Source organism: Streptomyces sp. NPDC016851, from assembly GCF_055562795.1.
Genome location: NZ_JBVHEP010000030.1, coordinates 19,537 through 37,184 on the forward strand (window position 1 = coordinate 19,537; position 17,648 = coordinate 37,184).

The window sequence follows — 17,648 nt, forward strand, 5'->3', positions numbered from 1 at the left end:
CGCTAGCTCAGGTCCGAGGCATTTCGTTCGATACGTGATGCGATCTCGGACCATTTCTCGGCGCAGGAGCGGGCCAGTTGGGCCACCGTCTCCATGCGGTGCGGCGGAACACTTTCGATGATTCGGTTCCAGTCCTCGGACCGTACGATGTGAATGTTCAGAAGCCGCAACAGGTCGCGCCCGCTCTGGTTCAGGCGCAACGCGGGATCCGCGTGCAATCGCTTCACCACGAGGGCCGGCGCCGGCTTCGCCTCGCATTCGGCGGGGGCTTTCGTGACGAGTTCGGTCCGGTGGCCGCCGGTACGGTCGCCGGCACCTTGCTCGACGAGGTCGCGCGGCCGCGCCCTGGGAACCGGGTCCTCGCCGCGGAGCATCCGGTGTCTGACGTCTCTGACGGTCTCCGGCGAGATCCCCGCGGCACGGGCCACCTGACGCAGCGACAGACCGGGATCGCGGACGATCATTTCGTGGGCCAGCTTCCGGCCCTCGCTCACGTCGACCGGCCGGACCCGGCCGTCGCGTCCGATGCGGGTGGATCCTGCCGTCCCACCTGCGTCGGCAGTGCGGCGGATCTCGGCGACGGTCTTGGCGGACGTGCCGACGACCGAGGCGATCATCCGGTCGGACCAGCGGGGGTGCGTGGCGATGATGCGCTCGGCGGCGTGCCTGCGGTCGGTGGCCGACAGCGGCAGACCGTGCGTGATGTTCGACTTCACGGCCAGGACGAAGGCGTCCTCTTCGGTGCCGTCGAAGAACCTCACCGCGATCGTCTTGCGGCCCATGAGCATCGAGGCCCTGAGCCGGTGCATGCCGTCGATGACCCGTGTGGTGGGCCGGTGCACCATGATCGGTGGAAGCGGTACGTCGACAGCGGCCAGCATTTCCACGTGTTCCGGGCTCTCACCGGAAATTCGCGGGGAGTCCCCCATGGAAAGAGAGCTGATTTCCACTTCTTCTATCGGATGCAGGTCGTCGTGGTTCAGTGCTGACAGCAACGTCCAACTCCTTAGATCCGGCGAGAACCACACCTGTGCCGCAGACGGAACACAATGCCCCAGCGATTCGGCATGTCGCCACCGTGTTCGACTGCTGCCGTGCCGCAGTTGAACACCGTCGCCCGTGCTCGGTCGGCATGTGCGAAGGGCAGGAAAGACAGGCGTTTTAGCCCGGCGAGGCAAAGGCCGTAGAGTGGGTCGCTCAATTGCGTAAAGATCTTTTGTGTGCGGGAAATCAGCGCCAGGCTGCCGGGAACCCCCCGCGGGGAGGGACGTGACGTGCGGACGCTCCACGGGACCGGGGAACGGTCGGGTACCCTGCTCGTCACCGGACGCGGGAACGACCGGGTGACCGAACTCCCGCGCCCTGGCCGGGGGCAGGTCGACAAGGCTCCGAAGTCGCGGCACGCCGACGCCGTCCCGTGCACAGAACCGGACCACCCGCACCGCAGGTTCGATCCCCACCGCAGGCACCTCGTTCGCTGACCGGTCGTCAGAGGCGTCCGTCCCACTCCCTCGTCGCACGGCGTCCGACGTACGTCCGCCCGTCCCGCTGCCGGGAATCCGTGACTTCTCAGAGAGGCATACCTGTGCCCGGAACACTGCAAGGCAAGACCCACGCTGCGCACGCCGGATCAGGCGCGGAAAACCTCACCCAACTCGAATTCCTCGCTCTCAACAGCGAGTTCAACATCGCTGACGGACACGCCCGCCAGCCGCTCACACCCGGGCAGAGCAAGATCGTCAACGATCTCCCGCTGCTGTTCGAGGAGGGCGAGAAACGCCCTGTCGAGGAGCTGGAACGCGAGGCGCACGCGGCGTTCTTCAAGGCCCTCGGCCAGCACAGCTACCCGTCCGCCCCCGGCCGTGTGCTGAGCTGCTACTCCTCGTCGGTGGCCATGGAGATCCTCTCCCGCGCCCTGTCCGGCACCACCGGCACCGTGGCGCTGGTCCATCCCACCTTCGACAACATCGCCGACCTGCTGCGCGGCAACGGTCTGAAGCTGGTCCCCCTGGAAGAGGACCCCCTGCACGAGGACGATCTGGCCCCGGGCCTGCTGAAGTCCGTGAGCTGTGTCTTCGTCACCACGCCCAACAACCCGACGGGGCGGGTCATGGCTCCGGAGCGGCTGCGCCGGCTGGCCGAACAGTGCGCCGAGCACGGGGTCGTGCTCGCCCTGGACACCTCGTTCCGCGGCTTCGACACCCGCGCCCAGTACGACCACTACGAGATCCTCGATGCCAGCGGCGCACGCTGGGTCGTCATTGAGGACACCGGCAAACTGTGGCCCACCCTCGACCTGAAGGTCGGCATGCTGGCCCACTCCGAGCACCTGGGCCTGCCGGTGGAGAAGATCTACTCCGACATACTGCTCGGCGTCTCCCCGTTGATCCTCGGGATGGTCCGCCGCTTCTCGGAGGACGCCGCCGCCGGGGGGCTGGCGGAGCTGCACGAGTTCATCGCCGTGCAGCGTGCCGTCGTACGCTCCGGGCTGGCGGACCTGTCCACGGTCGGCGTGCCCGACCCCGAAAGCCGGGCCAGCGTGGAGCGGGTGCTGATCAAGCACATGAGCGGGACCCAGGCCTGGGACGCGCTGCGCGAGCACAACATCTACGCCCTGCCCTGTCGGCCCTTCTACTGGGCGGACCCGGACCGGGGCGACCCCACCCTGCGGCTGGCACTGGCGCGGGCGTCCGCCCCGCTGTCCCAGTGCGTACGGGCACTGCGTCACGTACTGACTCCGCGCTGATGGCACCGGCTGGCGAACGGGCTCTCCCGTACGGCGTCGCGCACGCGCTGTCGCACACGCGGCAGTGGCGTCGCGGTGTCGTACAGGAGGTCGCCCCCACGGGCATCCTCGATCTGGGGCCCGGGTACATCGAACCAGCACTCCTGCCCGTGGAACTGGTTCGGGACGCTTACGCACGCGCGCTGGAGGAGTACGGGTCGGCGACGCTCGGCTACGGCCACAACCCGGGTGCCCTGCCGCTGCGCGCCCAGCTGGCCGCCCGGGCCGGCGCACAGGGGGGACACCCCTGCGGCCCGGAGCACGTGGTCGTCACGGCGGGCACGTCTCAGGCCCTGTACCTGCTGGCGACCTCGCTCGCGGCCCCCGGCGACACCGTGCTCGTGGAGAACCTCGGCTACGACCTCGGGCAGCAGATCTTCAGGGACTGCTCGCTGCGTCCCCGCAGGGTCGCCATGGACGAGTCGGGAATGCTGCCCGAAGAACTCGACCGCGCTCTCACGGGCGACGCTGCCGGAGGTGACGGCGTGCGGGGCCGGATCGCGTTCGTGTACCTCGCCCCGACCCACCACAATCCGACGGGCGCCACCATGCCGTTGGAACGCCGTCGCAAGCTCCTCCGCGTGGCCGCGGAACACGACGTTCTGGTCGTGGAGGACGATGCCTACGGCGAACTGACCCTGACGGACGACCCCGTGCCTCCCCCTCCGCTGGCAGCCCTCGCCGGCTACCGGGGTGTCATCCGGCTGGGCAGCTTCTCCAAGACCCTGGGGCCCGGACTCCGGCTGGGCTGGCTGGAGACCGAGCCGGCACTGGCCGAACGGATCGCCTCGCACGGGCTGTTCGTCAGCGGGGGCTCCCTGAACCACATCACCTCACTCGCCGTGAGCGGGCTGCTGGCCGACGGTGGCTACGACCGGCATCTCGGTGTACTGCGCGCGCGACTGAGGCGGCGCCGCGACACGCTCGTGGACGTGCTGCGAGGGGCGATGGACCACCGGGTGCGGATCCGGCGTCCGCAGGGGGGCTTCTTCCTCTGGCTCCGTTGCGACCTGGGGCTCAGCGAGGACGACCTCCTCGCCCGGGCGGACAGGGCCGGCGTGCGGGTCGCCGCCGGTTCGCGCTTCGGCGTCGCCCACGTCCCGAGCGTGCGCCTGGCCTTCAGCTTCAACGCGCCCGCCCTGCTCAAACGCGCCGCGCGACGTCTGACCACCGCCTGGTCCAGCGGCACGCCGGGCCCTGAGAACGGAGAGGAACCGTGACGACCACCACCGCGCACAGCGAGGGGCATCCGGCTGCTGACCCCGGCACCGCCTCCCCTCGCGGATACAGCCTTCCGCTCTCCCCCTCCGGGAAGGCGTCCATGCTCACTCCTCCGCCGTGGCACTTCTCCGGCGAGATCCTCATGGTCGACTACCGCGTCGACCCCGATGCCGCCCGGCGCTTCCTCCCGCCGGGCCTCGGCCCCGGAGCGGATCCGGGCGCCGCGGCCGCCGTGTTCGCCACCTGGCAGTGGTGCTCCGAGGACGGCCGGGAGCTGGCCGACCCGGCCGCCTGCCGGTTCTCCGAGTTCCTGATCCTTCTCTCGTGCGCCTTCGAGGGCCGGCCGATGGCGCGCTGTCCCTTCGCCTGGGTCGACGAGCCCGTACCGATGATGCGCGGCTGGGTCCAGGGCATGCCCAAGCAGTTCGGTGCCATCCACCACACCAGACCGGTCACCATGGGCCGGGCGGGTTCACGGCTCGCTCCCGGCGGGCGTTTCGACGGCGCGCTCTCCGTCCATGGCCGGCGCCTGGTGGAGGCGTCGGTCACGATCGAGCACTCCACCGAGCGGGCCCCGGCGCTGCACGACGTCCCTCTGGCGCACAGCCTGGTGTTTCCGCAGTGGGTGTCGTCCGACACCCCGCCCCGGACGCGGCTGGTCGCCTCGGAGGTGAGCGGCGTCGAATTCTCGCGGATCTGGAGCGGTCCCGGACAACTCGCTTTCCTGGAAGGCCCGGTGGAGGATTTCGGGTTGCTCTCGCCGTTGGAGGTGCGCGCGGGCCATGTGTTCGCGTACGGGGAGACGCTGCACGGGGGGCGTCTTCTCGGGGAGTCGTGAGTTCCCTCGACCAGCCCCGGGCCCGGCAGCCCGTCGAGCCGAAATCCGGCATCACCCGCGCATGCCGAGCCGATCCCGTATCACCGCGCATACCGAGCCCGTCCCGTATCACCGCACATATGGGAGCACGATGAAGACGACGACAGTCATCGGCACCGGAGCCATCGGCACGTCCGTGGCGCTCGCGCTGACCCGGCGCGGGGTGAGCGTGCACCTGGAGGACGTCGACCGGGCGGCGGCCAGGACGGCGCAGGCCATGGGCGCGGGTTCCCTGGACACGCCGGACCAGCAGGTCGACCTGGCGGTGCTGGCCGTGCCGCCCGCCCAGGTCGGAAGCGTGCTCGCACGCGTCCAGGAAAGCCGGATGGCCCGCGCCTACGTCGATGTCGCCAGCGTCAAGAAGGTGCCGCACGACGACGTACGCGCCATGCGGGCCGATCCGACCAGCTACATAGGCAGCCATCCGCTGGCCGGCACCGAGCGCTCCGGGCCGCTCGCCGCCCGGGCCGACCTCTTCGAAGGGCGTCCGTGGGTGCTCACCCCGTCGGAAGCGACCGGCCAGGAGGTGCTGAACCGTGCGCTGGAGTTGGTGGCGCTGTGCGACGGCATGCCCGTGGTCATGGACGCCGGCGTGCACGACCACGCGGTGGCCCTGATCTCGCACGCGCCCCATCTGGTCTCCTCATTGCTGGCCGCGCGCCTGGAGCACGCGCCGGAGGAGAGCGTCAGGCTGGCGGGGCAGGGGGTCGCCGACGTCACCCGGATCGCCGCCGGTGACGCCCGGCTCTGGGGGGACATCCTCCGCTCCAACGCCTCGGCGGTGGCGGACGTCCTGGACGCGTTCGCCACCGGCCTGGGCCGGGCCATCGGTGCGCTGCGCGCCGTCTCCGACGCCGACGCCGACCCGGCGAAGCGCCGAGGCGCTCAGGAGGATCTTGAGGACCTGCTGCTGGAAGGTAACCGGGGATGCGCCAGAATCGCGCGCAAACCGGGAACATGGCGGACGGAACTCGCGACCGTCTCGGTGGCCATCTCCGACAAGCCGGGGGCCCTGGCCGAGCTGTTCACCTCGATCGGTGAGATCGGCGTGAACATCGAGGACGTCCGGATCGAGCATGCGCAGGACCAGACCCGCGGCCTCGTCGAACTGGTCGTGCAGAAGGATTCGGCGGCGGAACTGTCCCGCTGGCTGGGCGCTGGCGGCACCTGGGCCGTTTCGGGCTGATACCGGATACTGTCGGCTTTCCGGCCGCACCCGCCGACTTACGAGGTGAGTATTTCCCGCCGAAAGTTCGGTTTCGGCGGGAAATAATCGCCTCGCTTCGTACGACGTGGCTACGGGCGCGTAACCTTGTTCCATTGCACCGGAAAGGTCAGGCCGGCTCACCGAGTTTCTCGGCGAAGCACTGCCAGGCATCCCGGTAATGTTGCGCGAGATTGATGACCAGGGACCGGCAATGGGGAGGTACGGCGTCGGACAGGATCATCAGGTCCTGCACGCCGACCGCGTTCTGGCGGAGCAGGTGAAGCAGTTGACGGCCCCCTTCCTTGTGACGCAGGGAAGGGTCACGCAGCAGCTTCGCCAGTACGGGAACGGGATCCACGAAGGTCTGGCCGTTACGGGTGTCGGGTCCCGATCGCTGGGCGAGGTTCCCGTTCCTGTCGGTTTCGGGAGATTCGGCGGACTCCGGCTTGGACGGCAGGGGGGACTCCCCGGCGGCCAGCCGCCGGCGGACGTCGCTCACCGTCGCGGGCGACACCCCGGAGAGCCGGGCGACCTCGCGCAACGACGCCTCGGGATGCTCGGTCAGTACCGCCACGGCCCTGAGCCGGCCGTCGACCCCGTTCAGCGGCCGGATTCTGCCGTCGCGGCCGACCCGGCTGCTCAACTGCGGCACGGCGGCAGTCGAACTGCGCCGGATGCTCGCGACGGTCCTCGCTCCCAGCCCGGAGGCCCGCGCTATCGCCCTGTCCGACATCTGCGGATGGGACGACATGATCCGTGCGGCAGCGGCCCGGCGATCGGCCTGCGACAGCGGAAGCCCGTGCACCACGTTCGCCTTGACGGCGCGCAGAAAGGCCTCTTCCGGAGTTCCGTCGAACAGCTCCGCCTCGATCGTCCGGCGGCCGTTCAGCAGAGCCGCGAGGAGCCTGTGCATTCCGTCGATGACCCGCATGGTTCTTCGGTCGACGAGAATCGGCGGGAGTGGCGCTTCGATCTCCGCCAGTACCGCGACGTGATGTTGCTCGACACCTTTCGACCGTAATGACTCACCCGGTATCAGGGATTCTATCCGCACTGTGATCGTCTCTGATTCCGGCGGCCGTTCACATGCAACCTCCGCCGTCCGTACATCGAGCTGTCCAGCCGAAGGTAATTCCCTTCTCACTACCTGCGAGCGCTTCAATGCATTCCCCCTAGAGCACCCACCTCCAGTCACCGTCGCGCTGGGAGACCGCCGATAACCGCTGGTGGGCACGATGGACGTTGCGCCGGCTTGCACGTACGCACCAAGAATCACAAGTGCTCAGGGTTATGTCCAGGTGCGCTGCAGAACTGACCCAAGTTCCGCCCGACGCACGACCGTGGCGGAAGTGGGAATTCCGGAATATCGTCGGGTGCGCGATGGTCTGGCACCCCAGCCGGAATTCGGCATTCAGTGAAGATCCTCAATGGGGACGGCACCCGTCAATCCGGTGTCTGTGAAATCGATGTGAGCGCTCCCGGGCGCTCCATGCTGCGCGTCGGCACCGGTGGGGCCGGGCCGCGGCGTCACTTCAGCAGCCGGGACATCCTGCGGTCCGCCAGCGGCTTGCCGCCCGTCTGGCAGGTCGGGCAGTACTGGAGCGAGGAGTCGCTGAAGGACACCTCACGGACGGTGTCGCCGCACACCGGGCAGGGCTCGCCGGTGCGGCCGTGCACGCGCAGGCCGCTCTTCTTCTCGGCCTTCAGCCGGCCGGCCGCCACGCCCCGGGAGCGTTCGACCGCCTCGGTGAGCGTGTCGCGCAGGGCCGCGTACAGCCGGCCGGTCTCCTCCTCGCTCAGGGACGCGGCCAGCTTGAAGGGCGACATCCTCGCCGCGTGCAGGATCTCGTCGCTGTAGGCGTTGCCCACACCCGCGATCAGGCTCTGGTCGCGCAACGCGCCCTTGAGCTGCCGCCGTTCACCGGCCAGGAGTTCCGTGAAGCGCCGCTCGTCGAAGTCGTCGGCCAGCGGGTCCGGGCCGAGCCGGGCGATGCCCTGGACCTCCTGCGGGTCCGCCACGACGTACACCGCGAGCCGCTTCTGGGTGCCGGCCTCGGTCAGGTCGAAACCGGCGCCGGTCTCCAGGGCCACGCGCAGCGCGAGGGGGCCCTTGCCGGGGCGGGGCGGGCCGTCGGGCAGGCGGTCCTTCCAGTGCAGCCAGCCGGCGCGGGCCAGGTGCGTCACGAGGTGCGGTCCGTCCGCGGCCTCGATGTCGAGGAACTTGCCGTACCGGCGTACCGCGGAGACCTCGTGACCCTCCAGCGCGGACAGGGGCGGGTCGTACGTCTTCAGGACGCTGATCGCGACGGGCAGCACCCGTACGATCTCGTGGCCGACGAGATGCTCGGTGAGGAAGTCCTTGAGCGCCTCGACCTCGGGGAGTTCCGGCATAGGTCCAGAGTGCCACGCGGGGTCAGTCCTGGCCGGGCACCACGAACTCGCACCACACGGCCTTGCCGCCGCCGCGTGCCTCCACGCCCCACACGTCGGTGAGCAGCTCGACCAGCAGCAGGCCCCGGCCGGAGACGCCCGACTCGCCCGCCTCACGGCGGCGTGGCAGGGCACTGGAGGAGTCCTCGACCTCGACGCGCAGCCGGCGCTCGGAGCCGGTGAGGGTCCGCAGGGTGACGATCGCGGAGCCCTCGGTGTGCATCAGGGCGTTGGTGATCAGCTCGTCGGCGACGAGTTCGATGTCGTCGGCGCGCTCCCGGGCTCCCCAGACGCCGACCGCGGTACGGATCATGTGCCGGGCCTCGGCCAGGGCCGCCGGGTCGCCGGGGGCGACGTGCCGCTGGAGCCGCTGGCCGGACCGCGGGCTGTCCGGGCCGCGCCGGCGCAGCAGGAGCAGCGCCACGTCGTCGTCGCCGCCGCGCTCGGCGGCCACGTCGATGAGCCGGTCGGCGAGGTCCCGTACGTCGTCGGGGCCGGTGTCGACGAGGGCGGTGAGGGTGCGCATGCCGTCGTCGAGGTCGGCGCCGGGCTGCTCCACCAGGCCGTCGGTGCACAGCAGCAGCGTCTCGTCCGGGTCCAGCTCCACGGTGCTCACCGGGTAGTCGAGGCGGCCGAACTCGGCCGACAGGCCCAGCGGCAGGCCGCCCGGGACGGTGACGCGGCGGCAGGAGCCGTCGGTGTGCCGCACGAGCGGATCGATGTGGCCGGCCCGGACCATCTGGAGCACGCCCGTGGACAGGTCGGCCTCCGCGTAGAGGCAGGTCGCGGAGCGGTCGGTGTCGAGTTCGTGCAGGAAGACGGAGGCTCGGGCCATCACGGTCGCCGGGGTGTGCCCCTCGGCGGCGTAGGCGCGCAGCACGATGCGCAGCTGGCCCATGACGGCCGCCGCGTGCGTGTCATGGCCCTGGACGTCGCCGATGACGGCGCCGACCCGGCCGCCGGGCAGCGGGATCAGGTCGTACCAGTCGCCGCCGATGTCCCGGCCGACGGAGCCGCCGATGGTGGCGGCGCGGTAGCGGACGGCGACGTCGGCCCCGGGCACGCTCGGGATGGTCCGGGGCAGCATGGCCTGCTGGAGACCTTGCGCCAGGTCCATCTCCTGCTCGTAGAACATGGCCCGCTGCAGGCTCTGCGCGATGCTGCTGCCGAGGGCGACGAGGATGTTGCGCTCCTCGGGGGTGAAGCCGCGCCGGTCGCTGTAGAGCAGGCCGATGGCGCCGATCGGCCGTGCCTGGACGATGAGCGGCAGATAGGCGGCCGAGGTGATGTTCAGGCCGGTGATGTGCGGCCAGAGGATCGGGTAGCGCTCGGCGAACTCCTCCGGCGACTCGATGAAGCAGGGGCCGAGGGTCCGTACGGCCTCGCTCATCGGGTAGGGCTCGTCGATCCGGGTGATGCGGGTGCCGGGCACGAAGCTGTCCGCGGGGCCCTCGGCGACCAGGCGGATGCGGCCCGCTTCGACCAGGCCCATGACGAGGCTGGCGGCGCCCAGGTGGGTGAGGCCGTGGGTGTCCTTGAGGACGTCGATGACGTCCTGGACGGTGCGGGCGTGCGCGAGGGCGGCCGTGGTGAGTTCGACGACGCTGGTCTGCTGCCGGCGGGCCTCGTCCTGGGCGGCCTCGTCGCTGCGGGCGTCGCTCTCGGCGAGTTCCCGGGTGGCGTCCCGGACGATGCCGATGATGCGGCGGGGCCGTCCGGTGTGGTCGCGGCGGATGTAGCCCTGGGTGTGGGTCCAGCGCAGGGAGCCGTCGCGGCGGCGGATGCGGAAGTAGGCGCCGTAGTTCTCGCTGCCGTCCTTCAGGGCCTGGGAGACCGCGGTGTCCAGGCGCCGGGACTCACCGGGCGGGACGCGCTTGGCGAGCGTCTCGGGATGGTCGTCGTACTCGTCGGGGCGCACGTCGAAGATCTCGTGGGCCTGGGCGTCCATGTGCATCAGGCCGGTGTCCAGATCCCAGTCGAAGCTGCCCATCCGGTTGAGCGCGAGGATCGGGTCCGGGTGGGCGGGCCAGTCGTCCGGGAGTGACAGGGCGCTCGCTCCCCGATCAGCCATGGGCCCACCTTGCCAGGATTCGTCCGATTCTTCGACCGGATGTGCTGAGTTTACGGGCCGCTCCGCCGAAGCGGCCCTCAGTTACCGAAGATGTCCGTGGGGCTGCCGAGGATGACGTCGGCGGCCCGGTCGTCGGGAATCAGCCCGGCTCCGTCGGGCGCATCGGGAGTGTCCGGCACGGCGTCGGGGCCGACCTCGCCGGTGTCGGGGCCGGCGGGGTCTTCGGGGTCTTCAGGGTCTTCGGGGGAGGGTTCGCCGGGCGGCGGGCCGGGCTCGTCGGGCGGTGGTGCGTCCGTGACGGTGAGCGGGGAGCTCACGTCCCAGGGGGACGCGCTGTCCGGGTCCGCGGAGACGCCGGGCTCGCGCGGAACGGGGGGCGGCGGCTCGGACGCCACCGGTGCCGGTGGCGGCGGCTCCGTCGCCCAGACCGGTGGCGGCAGGGCCCGGTCGTGGCGTACGTCGTGGCCGGTGCGCCGTTCGATCCAGGTGCGGGTGCTGACGTCGACGATCGTGAAAGTGGTGATCGCCTGCGGGGCGGGGGTCACGACGACGACCCCGCCGGGCCGGTAGCCGGGCCAGGCGGTGCCCTCGGTCTCCGGCGTGCCGCGCAGCGCCACGGGAGGGCGCAGGGGGTTGCCGCAGGCGCACCGGACGCGCGGCACACCCCGGTCGTCGACCAGGACGGCGGTGCCCGCCTGGAGGACGGCTTGGTGGCCGGCGGCCCGGCCGGTGTGGAAGCCGTGGTCGGTGACGCGGGTGTCGGCGCGCAGCACGACCGGCGTCAGTGCGCGCAGGTGGTCCGGGACGGAGGCCGGGGAGACGTCCGCGACCCGGGCGAAGGCGCGCGTCCTGGCCGGGTCGCGGATGAGGTGGCCGATCTGCCGGGCGATGTCGCAACTGCCGGTCCGCTCGATGCCGCCATACAGGCCGGGCGTTCCGCCGGAGAGCGAGCGCAGGCCGCTCAGGTCGGCGGAGACCGGGGCCGCGTCGCCTGCGCCGGCCGTCTGAGGCGTTCGGGGGATGGGGGACGGGGTAGCCGTCGTGGTGGCCGTGGAGTCCGTGAAGGGGTTCGGCCCCTGGGCCGCGGCCGGCTGGAGGAAGAGTGCCCCGCGGGTGCCCGCGGCGTCGCCACCGCCGCCGCTGTCGCCGCCGCAGCCGGAGAGGAGGAGCGCCACCGCGAAGAGCGCGCAGGCCGTGACGAAGGTCCCGGTAGGTGTCCGCACCTCGCCCTCCAGCTCACTTCGTCACATGACGTCACACATACATGACGTCACAAATATGGCACTTCATCACTATTGTTTGCTTCGCTCACTCGGGTTACGCAACCGGAGCGGTGGCATACGGAGCGTGACACCGGGGTCCGGTGCCGCACTGGGAGGAACGCACGGCCGTGGACTGGTTCACCGCATCCGACTACTGGCTGACCCGGCTGGTCTTCCAGCGGGCGCTGGCCGCCATGTACCTGGTCGCGTTCCTGACGGCCGCCCTGCAGTTCCGCGCGCTGCTCGGGGAACGCGGCATGCTGCCGGTGCCGAAGTTCGTCGAGCGGGTGCCCTTCAAACGGGCACCGAGCCTGTTCCGGCTGCACTACTCGGACCGCTTCTTCGCCGTCTGCGCGTGGACGGGCTGCGCGGTGTCGGCGGCGCTGCTGGCCGGGCTCGACTCGGCTCTGCCCCTGTGGGGCGGCATGCTGCTGTGGCTGGTGCCGTGGGCGTTGTACCTGTCGATCGTCAATGTCGGGCAGACCTGGTACTCGTTCGGCTGGGAGTCACTGTTGCTGGAGGTCGGCTTCCTCGCCGTGTTCCTCGGCAACGACGAGGTGGCGCCGCCCGTCGTCGTGCTGTTCCTGCTGCGGTGGATCCTGTTCCGCGTGGAGTTCGGCGCGGGGCTGATCAAGATGCGCGGCGACGAGTGCTGGCGCAAGCTGACGTGCCTGGACCACCATCACGAGACGCAGCCGATGCCGGGCCCGCTGAGCTGGTTCTTCCACCATCTGCCCCGGCCCCTGCACCGGGTCGAGGTGGCCGCGAACCACGTCACGCAACTCGTGGTTCCCTTCCTGCTGTTCACCCCGCAGCCCGTCGCGTCGGCCGCCGCCGCGTTGATGATCGTCACCCAGTTGTGGCTGGTACTGTCGGGCAACTTCTCCTGGCTGAACTGGATCACGATCGTGCTGGCCCTGTCGGCGGTGGAGTTCCCCACCGATCCGCCGTCGGTGCCCGGGGCGCCGCTGTGGTACGAGGTCGTGGTCCTCGCGGTCGCGGCGCTGCTGCTGGGGCTCAGCTACCAGCCGGTCCGCAACATGATCTCCCGCCGGCAGGTCATGAACCGCTCCTTCGACCCGCTCCATCTGGTCAACACCTACGGCGCGTTCGGCAGCGTCAGCCGGGTCCGCTACGAGGTGGTCGTGGAGGGCACGGCCGACGACGTGCCCCGCGAGGACTCCGACTGGCGGGAGTACGAGTTCAAGGGCAAGCCGGGTGATCCCCGGCGCTGGCCGCGCCAGTTCGCGCCGTACCATCTGCGCCTCGACTGGATGATGTGGTTCGCGGCCCTCTCCCCCGCGTACGCCGGGTCGTGGTTCGGCGCCCTGGTGGAACGGCTGCTGGAGAACGACCGCGACACGCTGAAGCTGCTGCGCCGCTCCCCGTTCCCGCCCGACGCGCCGCCCCGTTTCGTCCGCGCCCGCCTCTTCCGCTACCGGTACACGACCTGGCGCGAGCTGCGGGAGACGGGCGCGTGCTGGGAGCGGACGTACGTACGGGAGTTTCTGCCGCCGACGCGGCTGACCGGGGTGGCTCAGAGGTCGTAGACGCGGGTGGCGGTGGCCCCGAAGATCTCCGCCTGGTCGGACGGGCCGGTCAGCCGGCGTGCCGTGTCGAGCACCTCGTCGTAGGAGGCCGCGAGGGTGCACACCGGCCAGTCCGAGCCGAACATCAGGCGGTCCGGGCCGAAGGCCTCCAGCACGGCGTCGGCGTACGGGCGCAGGTCGTCGATCGTCCAGGACGCGAGGTCGGCTTCGGTGACCATGCCGGAGAGCTTGCAGACGGTGTTGGGCAGCGCGGCGAGGGCGCGGAGGCCGGACGCCCAGGGTTCGAGGGAGCCGGAGGCGATGGGCGGCTTGCCCAAGTGGTCCAGGACGAAGGTGAGGTGCGGCAGGGACGCTGCCGCCTTGGTGCAGGCCGGGAGCTGGTGGGGCAGCACCACCAGGTCGTACACCAGCCCCGCGTCGGCCACGGCGGTCAGGCCCCGGCACACGTCCGGACGCAGCAGCCACTCCGGGTCCGGCTCGCCCTGGACCTGGTGCCGGATGCCCTTGAGGTAGCGCCCGCCGGGCAGTTCCCGCAGCCGGGCCAGTTCGTCGGACACGTCGGGGCGGGTGAGGTCGGTCCAGCCGACCACCCCGGCGATCAGCTCGTGCTCGTCGGCCAGGGCCAGGAACTCCGGGGTCTCCTCGGGGACGGTGACGGTCTGGACGAGGACGGTGCGGTCGACGCCCGCCGCGCGGGCCTCGGGCGTGAGGTCCTCGATCGTGAAGTCGCGCCGTATCGGGCTGTCTTCCGCGATCCAGTCCTGGTCCCGCACGGACAGGTCCCACACGTGGTGGTGCGCGTCGACCACGGTCATGACGGCAGCTCCCAGACGACGGGCAGGCCGGCGTCCGCGCCGTCGCCGGAGTAGTCGTGCACCACGTCCAGCAGCTCGGCCATGCGGGCCTGCCAGGCGACGTTGACCGGCAGTTTCTCCAGCTCGGCGAGGAGGCGGGCGTAGTCCTCGCACTCCAGGACGTGGAACAGGTCGGTGCCGCTGCGCCAAATGGTCCAGGAAGTGGCGCCGGCGGCGCGGATGGCGTCGGTGAGCTCCTCGGGCACCTCGCGGTGGGCGGCCTCGTAGTCGGCGATGCGGTCGGCGCGGACCTTGGTGTGCAGGGCGACTCTCATGACGGCTCCTTGGCCGGGGCCGTCGTGGAGGACGGCTCCTCGCCGGGGACGGGGGCGTCGGCGGGCAGCAGGCCCTTGGCGCGCAGCTCCTGCCAGAACGCGGCGGGCACCCGGGCGGCGAACTGGTGGGCGCAGTCGCGGACTTCGTGTGCCGAGCGGGCTCCGACGAGGACGCTGGCGACGGCCGGGTGGGCGGCGCAGAAGGCCAGGGCGGCGGCGCGCAGTGTGGTGCCGTGGCGGTGGGCGACGGACTTCAGGCGCAGCGCCCGCTGGACCAGGGCGGAGGGGGCGACGGTGTAGTTGTACTTCGCGCCGGGCTGCGGATTCGCCAGCAGGCCGGAGTTGAAGGCGCCGCCGAGGACGACGGACTTCCCGCGTTCGTGGGCGGCGGGCAGCAGGCCGGTGAGGGCGCTCTGGTCCAGCAGGGTGTAGCGGCCGGCGCACAGCACCACGTCGACGTCGGTGTCGCGGACGAAGCGGGTGAGCATCTCCGCCTGGTTCATCCCGGCGCCGATCGCCCCGACCACGCCCTGCGAGCGGAGCTTCTCCAGCGCCGGGTAGCCCTCGCGGAAGGCCCACTCGGCGTGCTCGTCGGGGTCGTGGAGGTAGACGATGTCGACCCGGTCGAGGCCGAGGCGTTCCAGGCTGGCCTCCAGGGTGCGGCGGATGCCGTCGGCGCTGAAGTCCCAGACGCGCCGGTGGGTGGCGGGCACGGCGAAGCCGCCGGCGAGGTCGTCGCCGGTGCCGTCCGCGGGCTCCAGACGGCGGCCGACCTTGGTGGAGATCGTGTACCGGTCGCGGGGGCGGTCGCGCAGGGCGGCGCCGAGGCGGCGTTCGGACAGGCCGAGGCCGTAGTGCGGGGCGGTGTCGAAGTAACGGATGCCCCGCTGCCAGGCGGCTTCCACGGCCTCGTGTGCCTGTTCCTCGCCGACCTCGGTGTACAGGTTGCCGATCGCGGCCGCGCCGAAGGACAGGGCACTGACCCGGACGCCGCTGCCGCCGAGCCGGTTCACCGGGCCACCGGCCGCAGCCGCAGGCCCTGCATGCCGCCGTCGACGGCGAGCGAGGTGCCCGTGGTGGCGCCGGACAGGGGGCTCGCCAGGTAGGCGATGGCGCCCGCGACCTCGGCGGCGCCGACCAGGCGGCCGGTGGGCTGGCGGGCTTGAAGGGCGGCGCGTTCGGCGGCCGGGTCGGGGGCGGCGTCGAGGAGGCGGCCGACCCAGGGCGTGTCGACCGTGCCCGGGTTGACGCAGTTGACGCGGATGCCCTCGCGGACGTGGTCGGCGGCCATGGCGAGGGTCAGCGAGTAGACGGCGCCCTTGGTGGCGCTGTACAGGGCGCGCTGCGGCAGGCCCGCGGTGGCGGCGATGGAGCAGGTGTTGACGATCGCCGCGTGCGCGGAGGCGCGCAGGTGGGGCAGGCAGGCGCGGGCGGTGCGCACCATGCCGACGACGTTGACGTCGTAGACGCGGTGCCAGTCGTCGTCGGAGTTGTCCTCGACGGTGCCCTGGGCGCCGATGCCCGCGTTGTTGACCAGGACGTCCAGCCCGCCGAGTTCGGCGACGGCCGCCGCCACGGCCTCGCGCACGGACGTGTCGTCGGTGACGTCCGCCCGGTAGGCCAGCAGGGGCTTGTCGACCGGCGACGGGTCCAGGTCGAGGACGGCGACCTGTGCGCCGCGCTCGGCCAGCAGTTCCGCGGTCGCCCGGCCGATGCCGGAGGCGCCGCCCGTCACCAGGGCCCTGATGCCCTCGAAGTCGCTCATGCAGCCCGACCCTTCTTCTGTTCGTCGAGGTCGGCGGCCCAGAACTCGCCGCCCGGGTAGGTGTACCGCGCCAGCGACTCGGGCCGCATGGCGGCCGAGAAGCCCGGCGCGGTGGGTGCCTTGTAACGACCTTCGCTGATGACGACCGGGGCGAGGAAGTGGTCGTGCAGATGATCGACGTATTCGATGACCCGGTCCTCGGTGGTTCCGGTCAGGGCGACGTAGTCGAACATCGACAGGTGCTGGACGAGTTCGCACAGGCCGACGCCGCCCGCGTGCGGGCAGACCGGGACGCCGAACTTGGCCGCGAGCAGCAGGATCGCGAGGTTCTCGGGGACGCCGCCGACACGGGCCGCGTCGATCTGGACGACGTCGAGCGCGCCGGCCTGGAGGAGCTGTTTGAAGACGATCCGGTTGTGCACGTGCTCGCCGGTGGCGACCTTCACGGGGGCGACGGCCCGGCGGATCGCGGCGTGGCCGAGGATGTCGTCGGGGCTGGTGGGTTCCTCGATCCAGTAGGGGTCGAACTCGGCGAGGGCCTTGGTCCAGCGGATGGCCTCGTCGACGTCCCAGCGCTGGTTGGCGTCGATGGCCATGCGGACGTCCGGGCCGATGACGGACCGGGCCACGCGGCAGCGGCGGATGTCGTCGTCGAGGTCGGCGCCGACCTTGAGCTTGATCTGCCGGAAGCCGTCGGCGACGGCCCGGTCCGCGAGCCGCGTGAGTTTCTCGTCGTCGTAGCCGAGCCAGCCGGGCGAGGTGGTGTAGGCCGGGTAGCCGTGTTCCAGCAGCCGGGCCGTGCGCTCCTCGGCGCCGTGTCTGCCCCGGCGCAGCAGGGTCAGCGCCTCCTCGGGGGTGAGGGCGTCGGTGAGGTAGCGGAAGTCGACCTGGCGGACCAGCCATTCGGGTTCGGCCTCGGCGAGCAGCCGCCACAGTGGCAGGCCGGCGCGCTTGGCGGCCAGGTCCCACACGGCGTTGACGACGGCGCCGATCGCCATGTGCATCACGCCCTTCTCGGGGCCGAGCCAGCGCAGCTGGCTGTCGCCGATCAGGTCGCGGTTCAGGGTGGACGGGTCGGCGCACAGGTCGTCGACGGAGCGGCCGGTCAGGTGTCCGCGCAGTGCGTCGATCGCGGCGACCTGCACGTCGTTGCCCCGCCCGATGGTGAAGGCGAACCCGTGCCCCTCGTGCCCGTCGGCGGCGTCCGTGCGCAGGACGACGTAGGCCGCCGAGTAGTCGGGGTCCGGGTTCATCGCGTCGGAGCCGTCGAGCTCGCGCGAGGTGGGGAAGCGGATGTCGTGGGTGTCGACCGCGATGATGCGGGCGGGCGTCGGGGACACGGAGGGCCTTT

Annotated in this window: 15 protein-coding genes; 5 read left to right on the forward strand and 10 right to left on the reverse strand. The window is 71.2% G+C overall.

All coding sequences use genetic code 11. The features are described 5' to 3' along the window. Positions 1–2: 2 nt before the first annotated feature. Entirely contained in the window at positions 3–995 is a 993-nt protein-coding gene (locus tag ACZ3I3_RS35195) for a streptomycin biosynthesis protein (protein WP_467371778.1), read from the reverse strand. 590 nt (positions 996–1,585) lie between these two features. Here ACZ3I3_RS35195 and mppP point away from each other — a divergent pair. The 4 genes from mppP to ACZ3I3_RS35215 all read left to right on the forward strand — a co-directional run bounded on the left by mppP (position 1,586) and on the right by ACZ3I3_RS35215 (position 6,069). Then, entirely contained in the window at positions 1,586–2,746 is a 1,161-nt protein-coding gene (gene mppP, locus ACZ3I3_RS35200) for an enduracididine biosynthesis enzyme MppP (RefSeq protein ID WP_467371780.1), read from the forward strand. Beyond that, positions 2,746–4,005: an enduracididine biosynthesis enzyme MppQ gene (mppQ, locus tag ACZ3I3_RS35205; RefSeq protein ID WP_467371782.1), complete on the forward strand. Its 1,260-nt coding sequence runs from the start codon at positions 2,746–2,748 to the stop codon at positions 4,003–4,005. The genes mppP and mppQ overlap by 1 nt, the downstream gene beginning before the upstream one ends. Next, positions 4,002–4,844 (forward strand): enduracididine biosynthesis enzyme MppR, encoded by an 843-nt coding sequence (gene mppR, locus ACZ3I3_RS35210; RefSeq protein ID WP_467371784.1) that lies wholly within the window; start codon positions 4,002–4,004, stop codon positions 4,842–4,844. The genes mppQ and mppR overlap by 4 nt, the downstream gene beginning before the upstream one ends. A gap of 130 nt (positions 4,845–4,974) precedes the next feature. Further along, entirely contained in the window at positions 4,975–6,069 is a 1,095-nt protein-coding gene (locus tag ACZ3I3_RS35215) for a prephenate dehydrogenase (RefSeq protein ID WP_467371786.1), read from the forward strand. A gap of 148 nt (positions 6,070–6,217) precedes the next feature. On the opposite strand, the gene ACZ3I3_RS35220 is transcribed toward ACZ3I3_RS35215, so the two are convergent. The 4 genes from ACZ3I3_RS35220 to ACZ3I3_RS35235 all read right to left on the reverse strand — a co-directional run bounded on the left by ACZ3I3_RS35220 (position 6,218) and on the right by ACZ3I3_RS35235 (position 11,814). Then, positions 6,218–7,021 (reverse strand): transcriptional regulator, encoded by an 804-nt coding sequence (locus ACZ3I3_RS35220; RefSeq protein ID WP_467371788.1) that lies wholly within the window; start codon positions 7,019–7,021, stop codon positions 6,218–6,220. 596 nt (positions 7,022–7,617) lie between these two features. Then, positions 7,618–8,481, reverse strand: coding sequence for an Fpg/Nei family DNA glycosylase (locus ACZ3I3_RS35225; protein WP_467371790.1), 864 nt, complete (start codon positions 8,479–8,481; stop codon positions 7,618–7,620). A 22-nt stretch (positions 8,482–8,503) separates the two neighbouring features. Beyond that, a complete protein-coding gene (locus tag ACZ3I3_RS35230; protein WP_467371792.1) occupies positions 8,504–10,591 on the reverse strand; it encodes a SpoIIE family protein phosphatase in 2,088 nt (695 codons plus the stop codon). 77 nt (positions 10,592–10,668) lie between these two features. Further along, entirely contained in the window at positions 10,669–11,814 is a 1,146-nt protein-coding gene (locus ACZ3I3_RS35235; protein WP_467371794.1) for a DUF6777 domain-containing protein, read from the reverse strand. Between the two features lie 167 nt (positions 11,815–11,981). Here ACZ3I3_RS35235 and ACZ3I3_RS35240 point away from each other — a divergent pair, with 167 nt between their 5' ends. Beyond that, the gene (locus tag ACZ3I3_RS35240) at positions 11,982–13,403 is read left to right on the forward strand and encodes a lipase maturation factor family protein (RefSeq protein WP_467371796.1); all 1,422 of its coding nucleotides are present in this window, start codon (positions 11,982–11,984) and stop codon (positions 13,401–13,403) included. Here the strand turns inward: ACZ3I3_RS35240 and ACZ3I3_RS35245 are convergent. The 5 genes from ACZ3I3_RS35245 to ACZ3I3_RS35265 are packed head-to-tail and all read right to left on the reverse strand — an operon-like array spanning position 13,391 to position 17,637. Next, on the reverse strand, positions 13,391–14,218 hold the full coding sequence (locus tag ACZ3I3_RS35245) for an amidohydrolase family protein (protein WP_467371797.1): 828 nt from the start codon (positions 14,216–14,218) through the stop codon (positions 13,391–13,393). The two genes, ACZ3I3_RS35240 and ACZ3I3_RS35245, sit on opposite strands and share 13 nt — an antisense overlap. Continuing rightward, entirely contained in the window at positions 14,215–14,532 is a 318-nt protein-coding gene (locus tag ACZ3I3_RS35250; protein WP_467371799.1) for an L-rhamnose mutarotase, read from the reverse strand. The genes ACZ3I3_RS35245 and ACZ3I3_RS35250 overlap by 4 nt, the downstream gene beginning before the upstream one ends. Then, entirely contained in the window at positions 14,529–15,545 is a 1,017-nt protein-coding gene (locus ACZ3I3_RS35255; RefSeq protein WP_467371801.1) for an aldo/keto reductase, read from the reverse strand. The genes ACZ3I3_RS35250 and ACZ3I3_RS35255 overlap by 4 nt, the downstream gene beginning before the upstream one ends. Then, positions 15,542–16,297, reverse strand: a complete 756-nt coding sequence (locus ACZ3I3_RS35260) for an SDR family NAD(P)-dependent oxidoreductase (RefSeq protein ID WP_467371803.1) — start codon at positions 16,295–16,297, stop codon at positions 15,542–15,544. The genes ACZ3I3_RS35255 and ACZ3I3_RS35260 overlap by 4 nt, the downstream gene beginning before the upstream one ends. Then, positions 16,294–17,637 (reverse strand): L-fuconate dehydratase, encoded by a 1,344-nt coding sequence (locus ACZ3I3_RS35265; protein WP_467371805.1) that lies wholly within the window; start codon positions 17,635–17,637, stop codon positions 16,294–16,296. The genes ACZ3I3_RS35260 and ACZ3I3_RS35265 overlap by 4 nt, the downstream gene beginning before the upstream one ends. Positions 17,638–17,648 lie beyond the last annotated feature (11 nt).

Bases quoted from the DNA above. Each gene is read 5' to 3' on its own strand.
- ACZ3I3_RS35230 (WP_467371792.1), bottom strand. From the start codon at position 10,591: ATGGCTGATCGGGGAGCGAGCGCCCTGTCACTCCCGGACGACTGGCCC.
- ACZ3I3_RS35260 (WP_467371803.1), bottom strand. From the start codon at position 16,297: ATGAGCGACTTCGAGGGCATCAGGGCCCTGGTGACGGGCGGCGCCTCC.
- ACZ3I3_RS35225 (WP_467371790.1), bottom strand. From the start codon at position 8,481: ATGCCGGAACTCCCCGAGGTCGAGGCGCTCAAGGACTTCCTCACCGAG.
- ACZ3I3_RS35250 (WP_467371799.1), bottom strand. From the start codon at position 14,532: ATGAGAGTCGCCCTGCACACCAAGGTCCGCGCCGACCGCATCGCCGAC.
- mppQ (WP_467371782.1), top strand. From the start codon at position 2,746: ATGGCACCGGCTGGCGAACGGGCTCTCCCGTACGGCGTCGCGCACGCG.
- ACZ3I3_RS35220 (WP_467371788.1), bottom strand. From the start codon at position 7,021: ATGCGGGTCATCGACGGAATGCACAGGCTCCTCGCGGCTCTGCTGAAC.
- ACZ3I3_RS35245 (WP_467371797.1), bottom strand. From the start codon at position 14,218: ATGACCGTGGTCGACGCGCACCACCACGTGTGGGACCTGTCCGTGCGG.
- ACZ3I3_RS35215 (WP_467371786.1), top strand. From the start codon at position 4,975: ATGAAGACGACGACAGTCATCGGCACCGGAGCCATCGGCACGTCCGTG.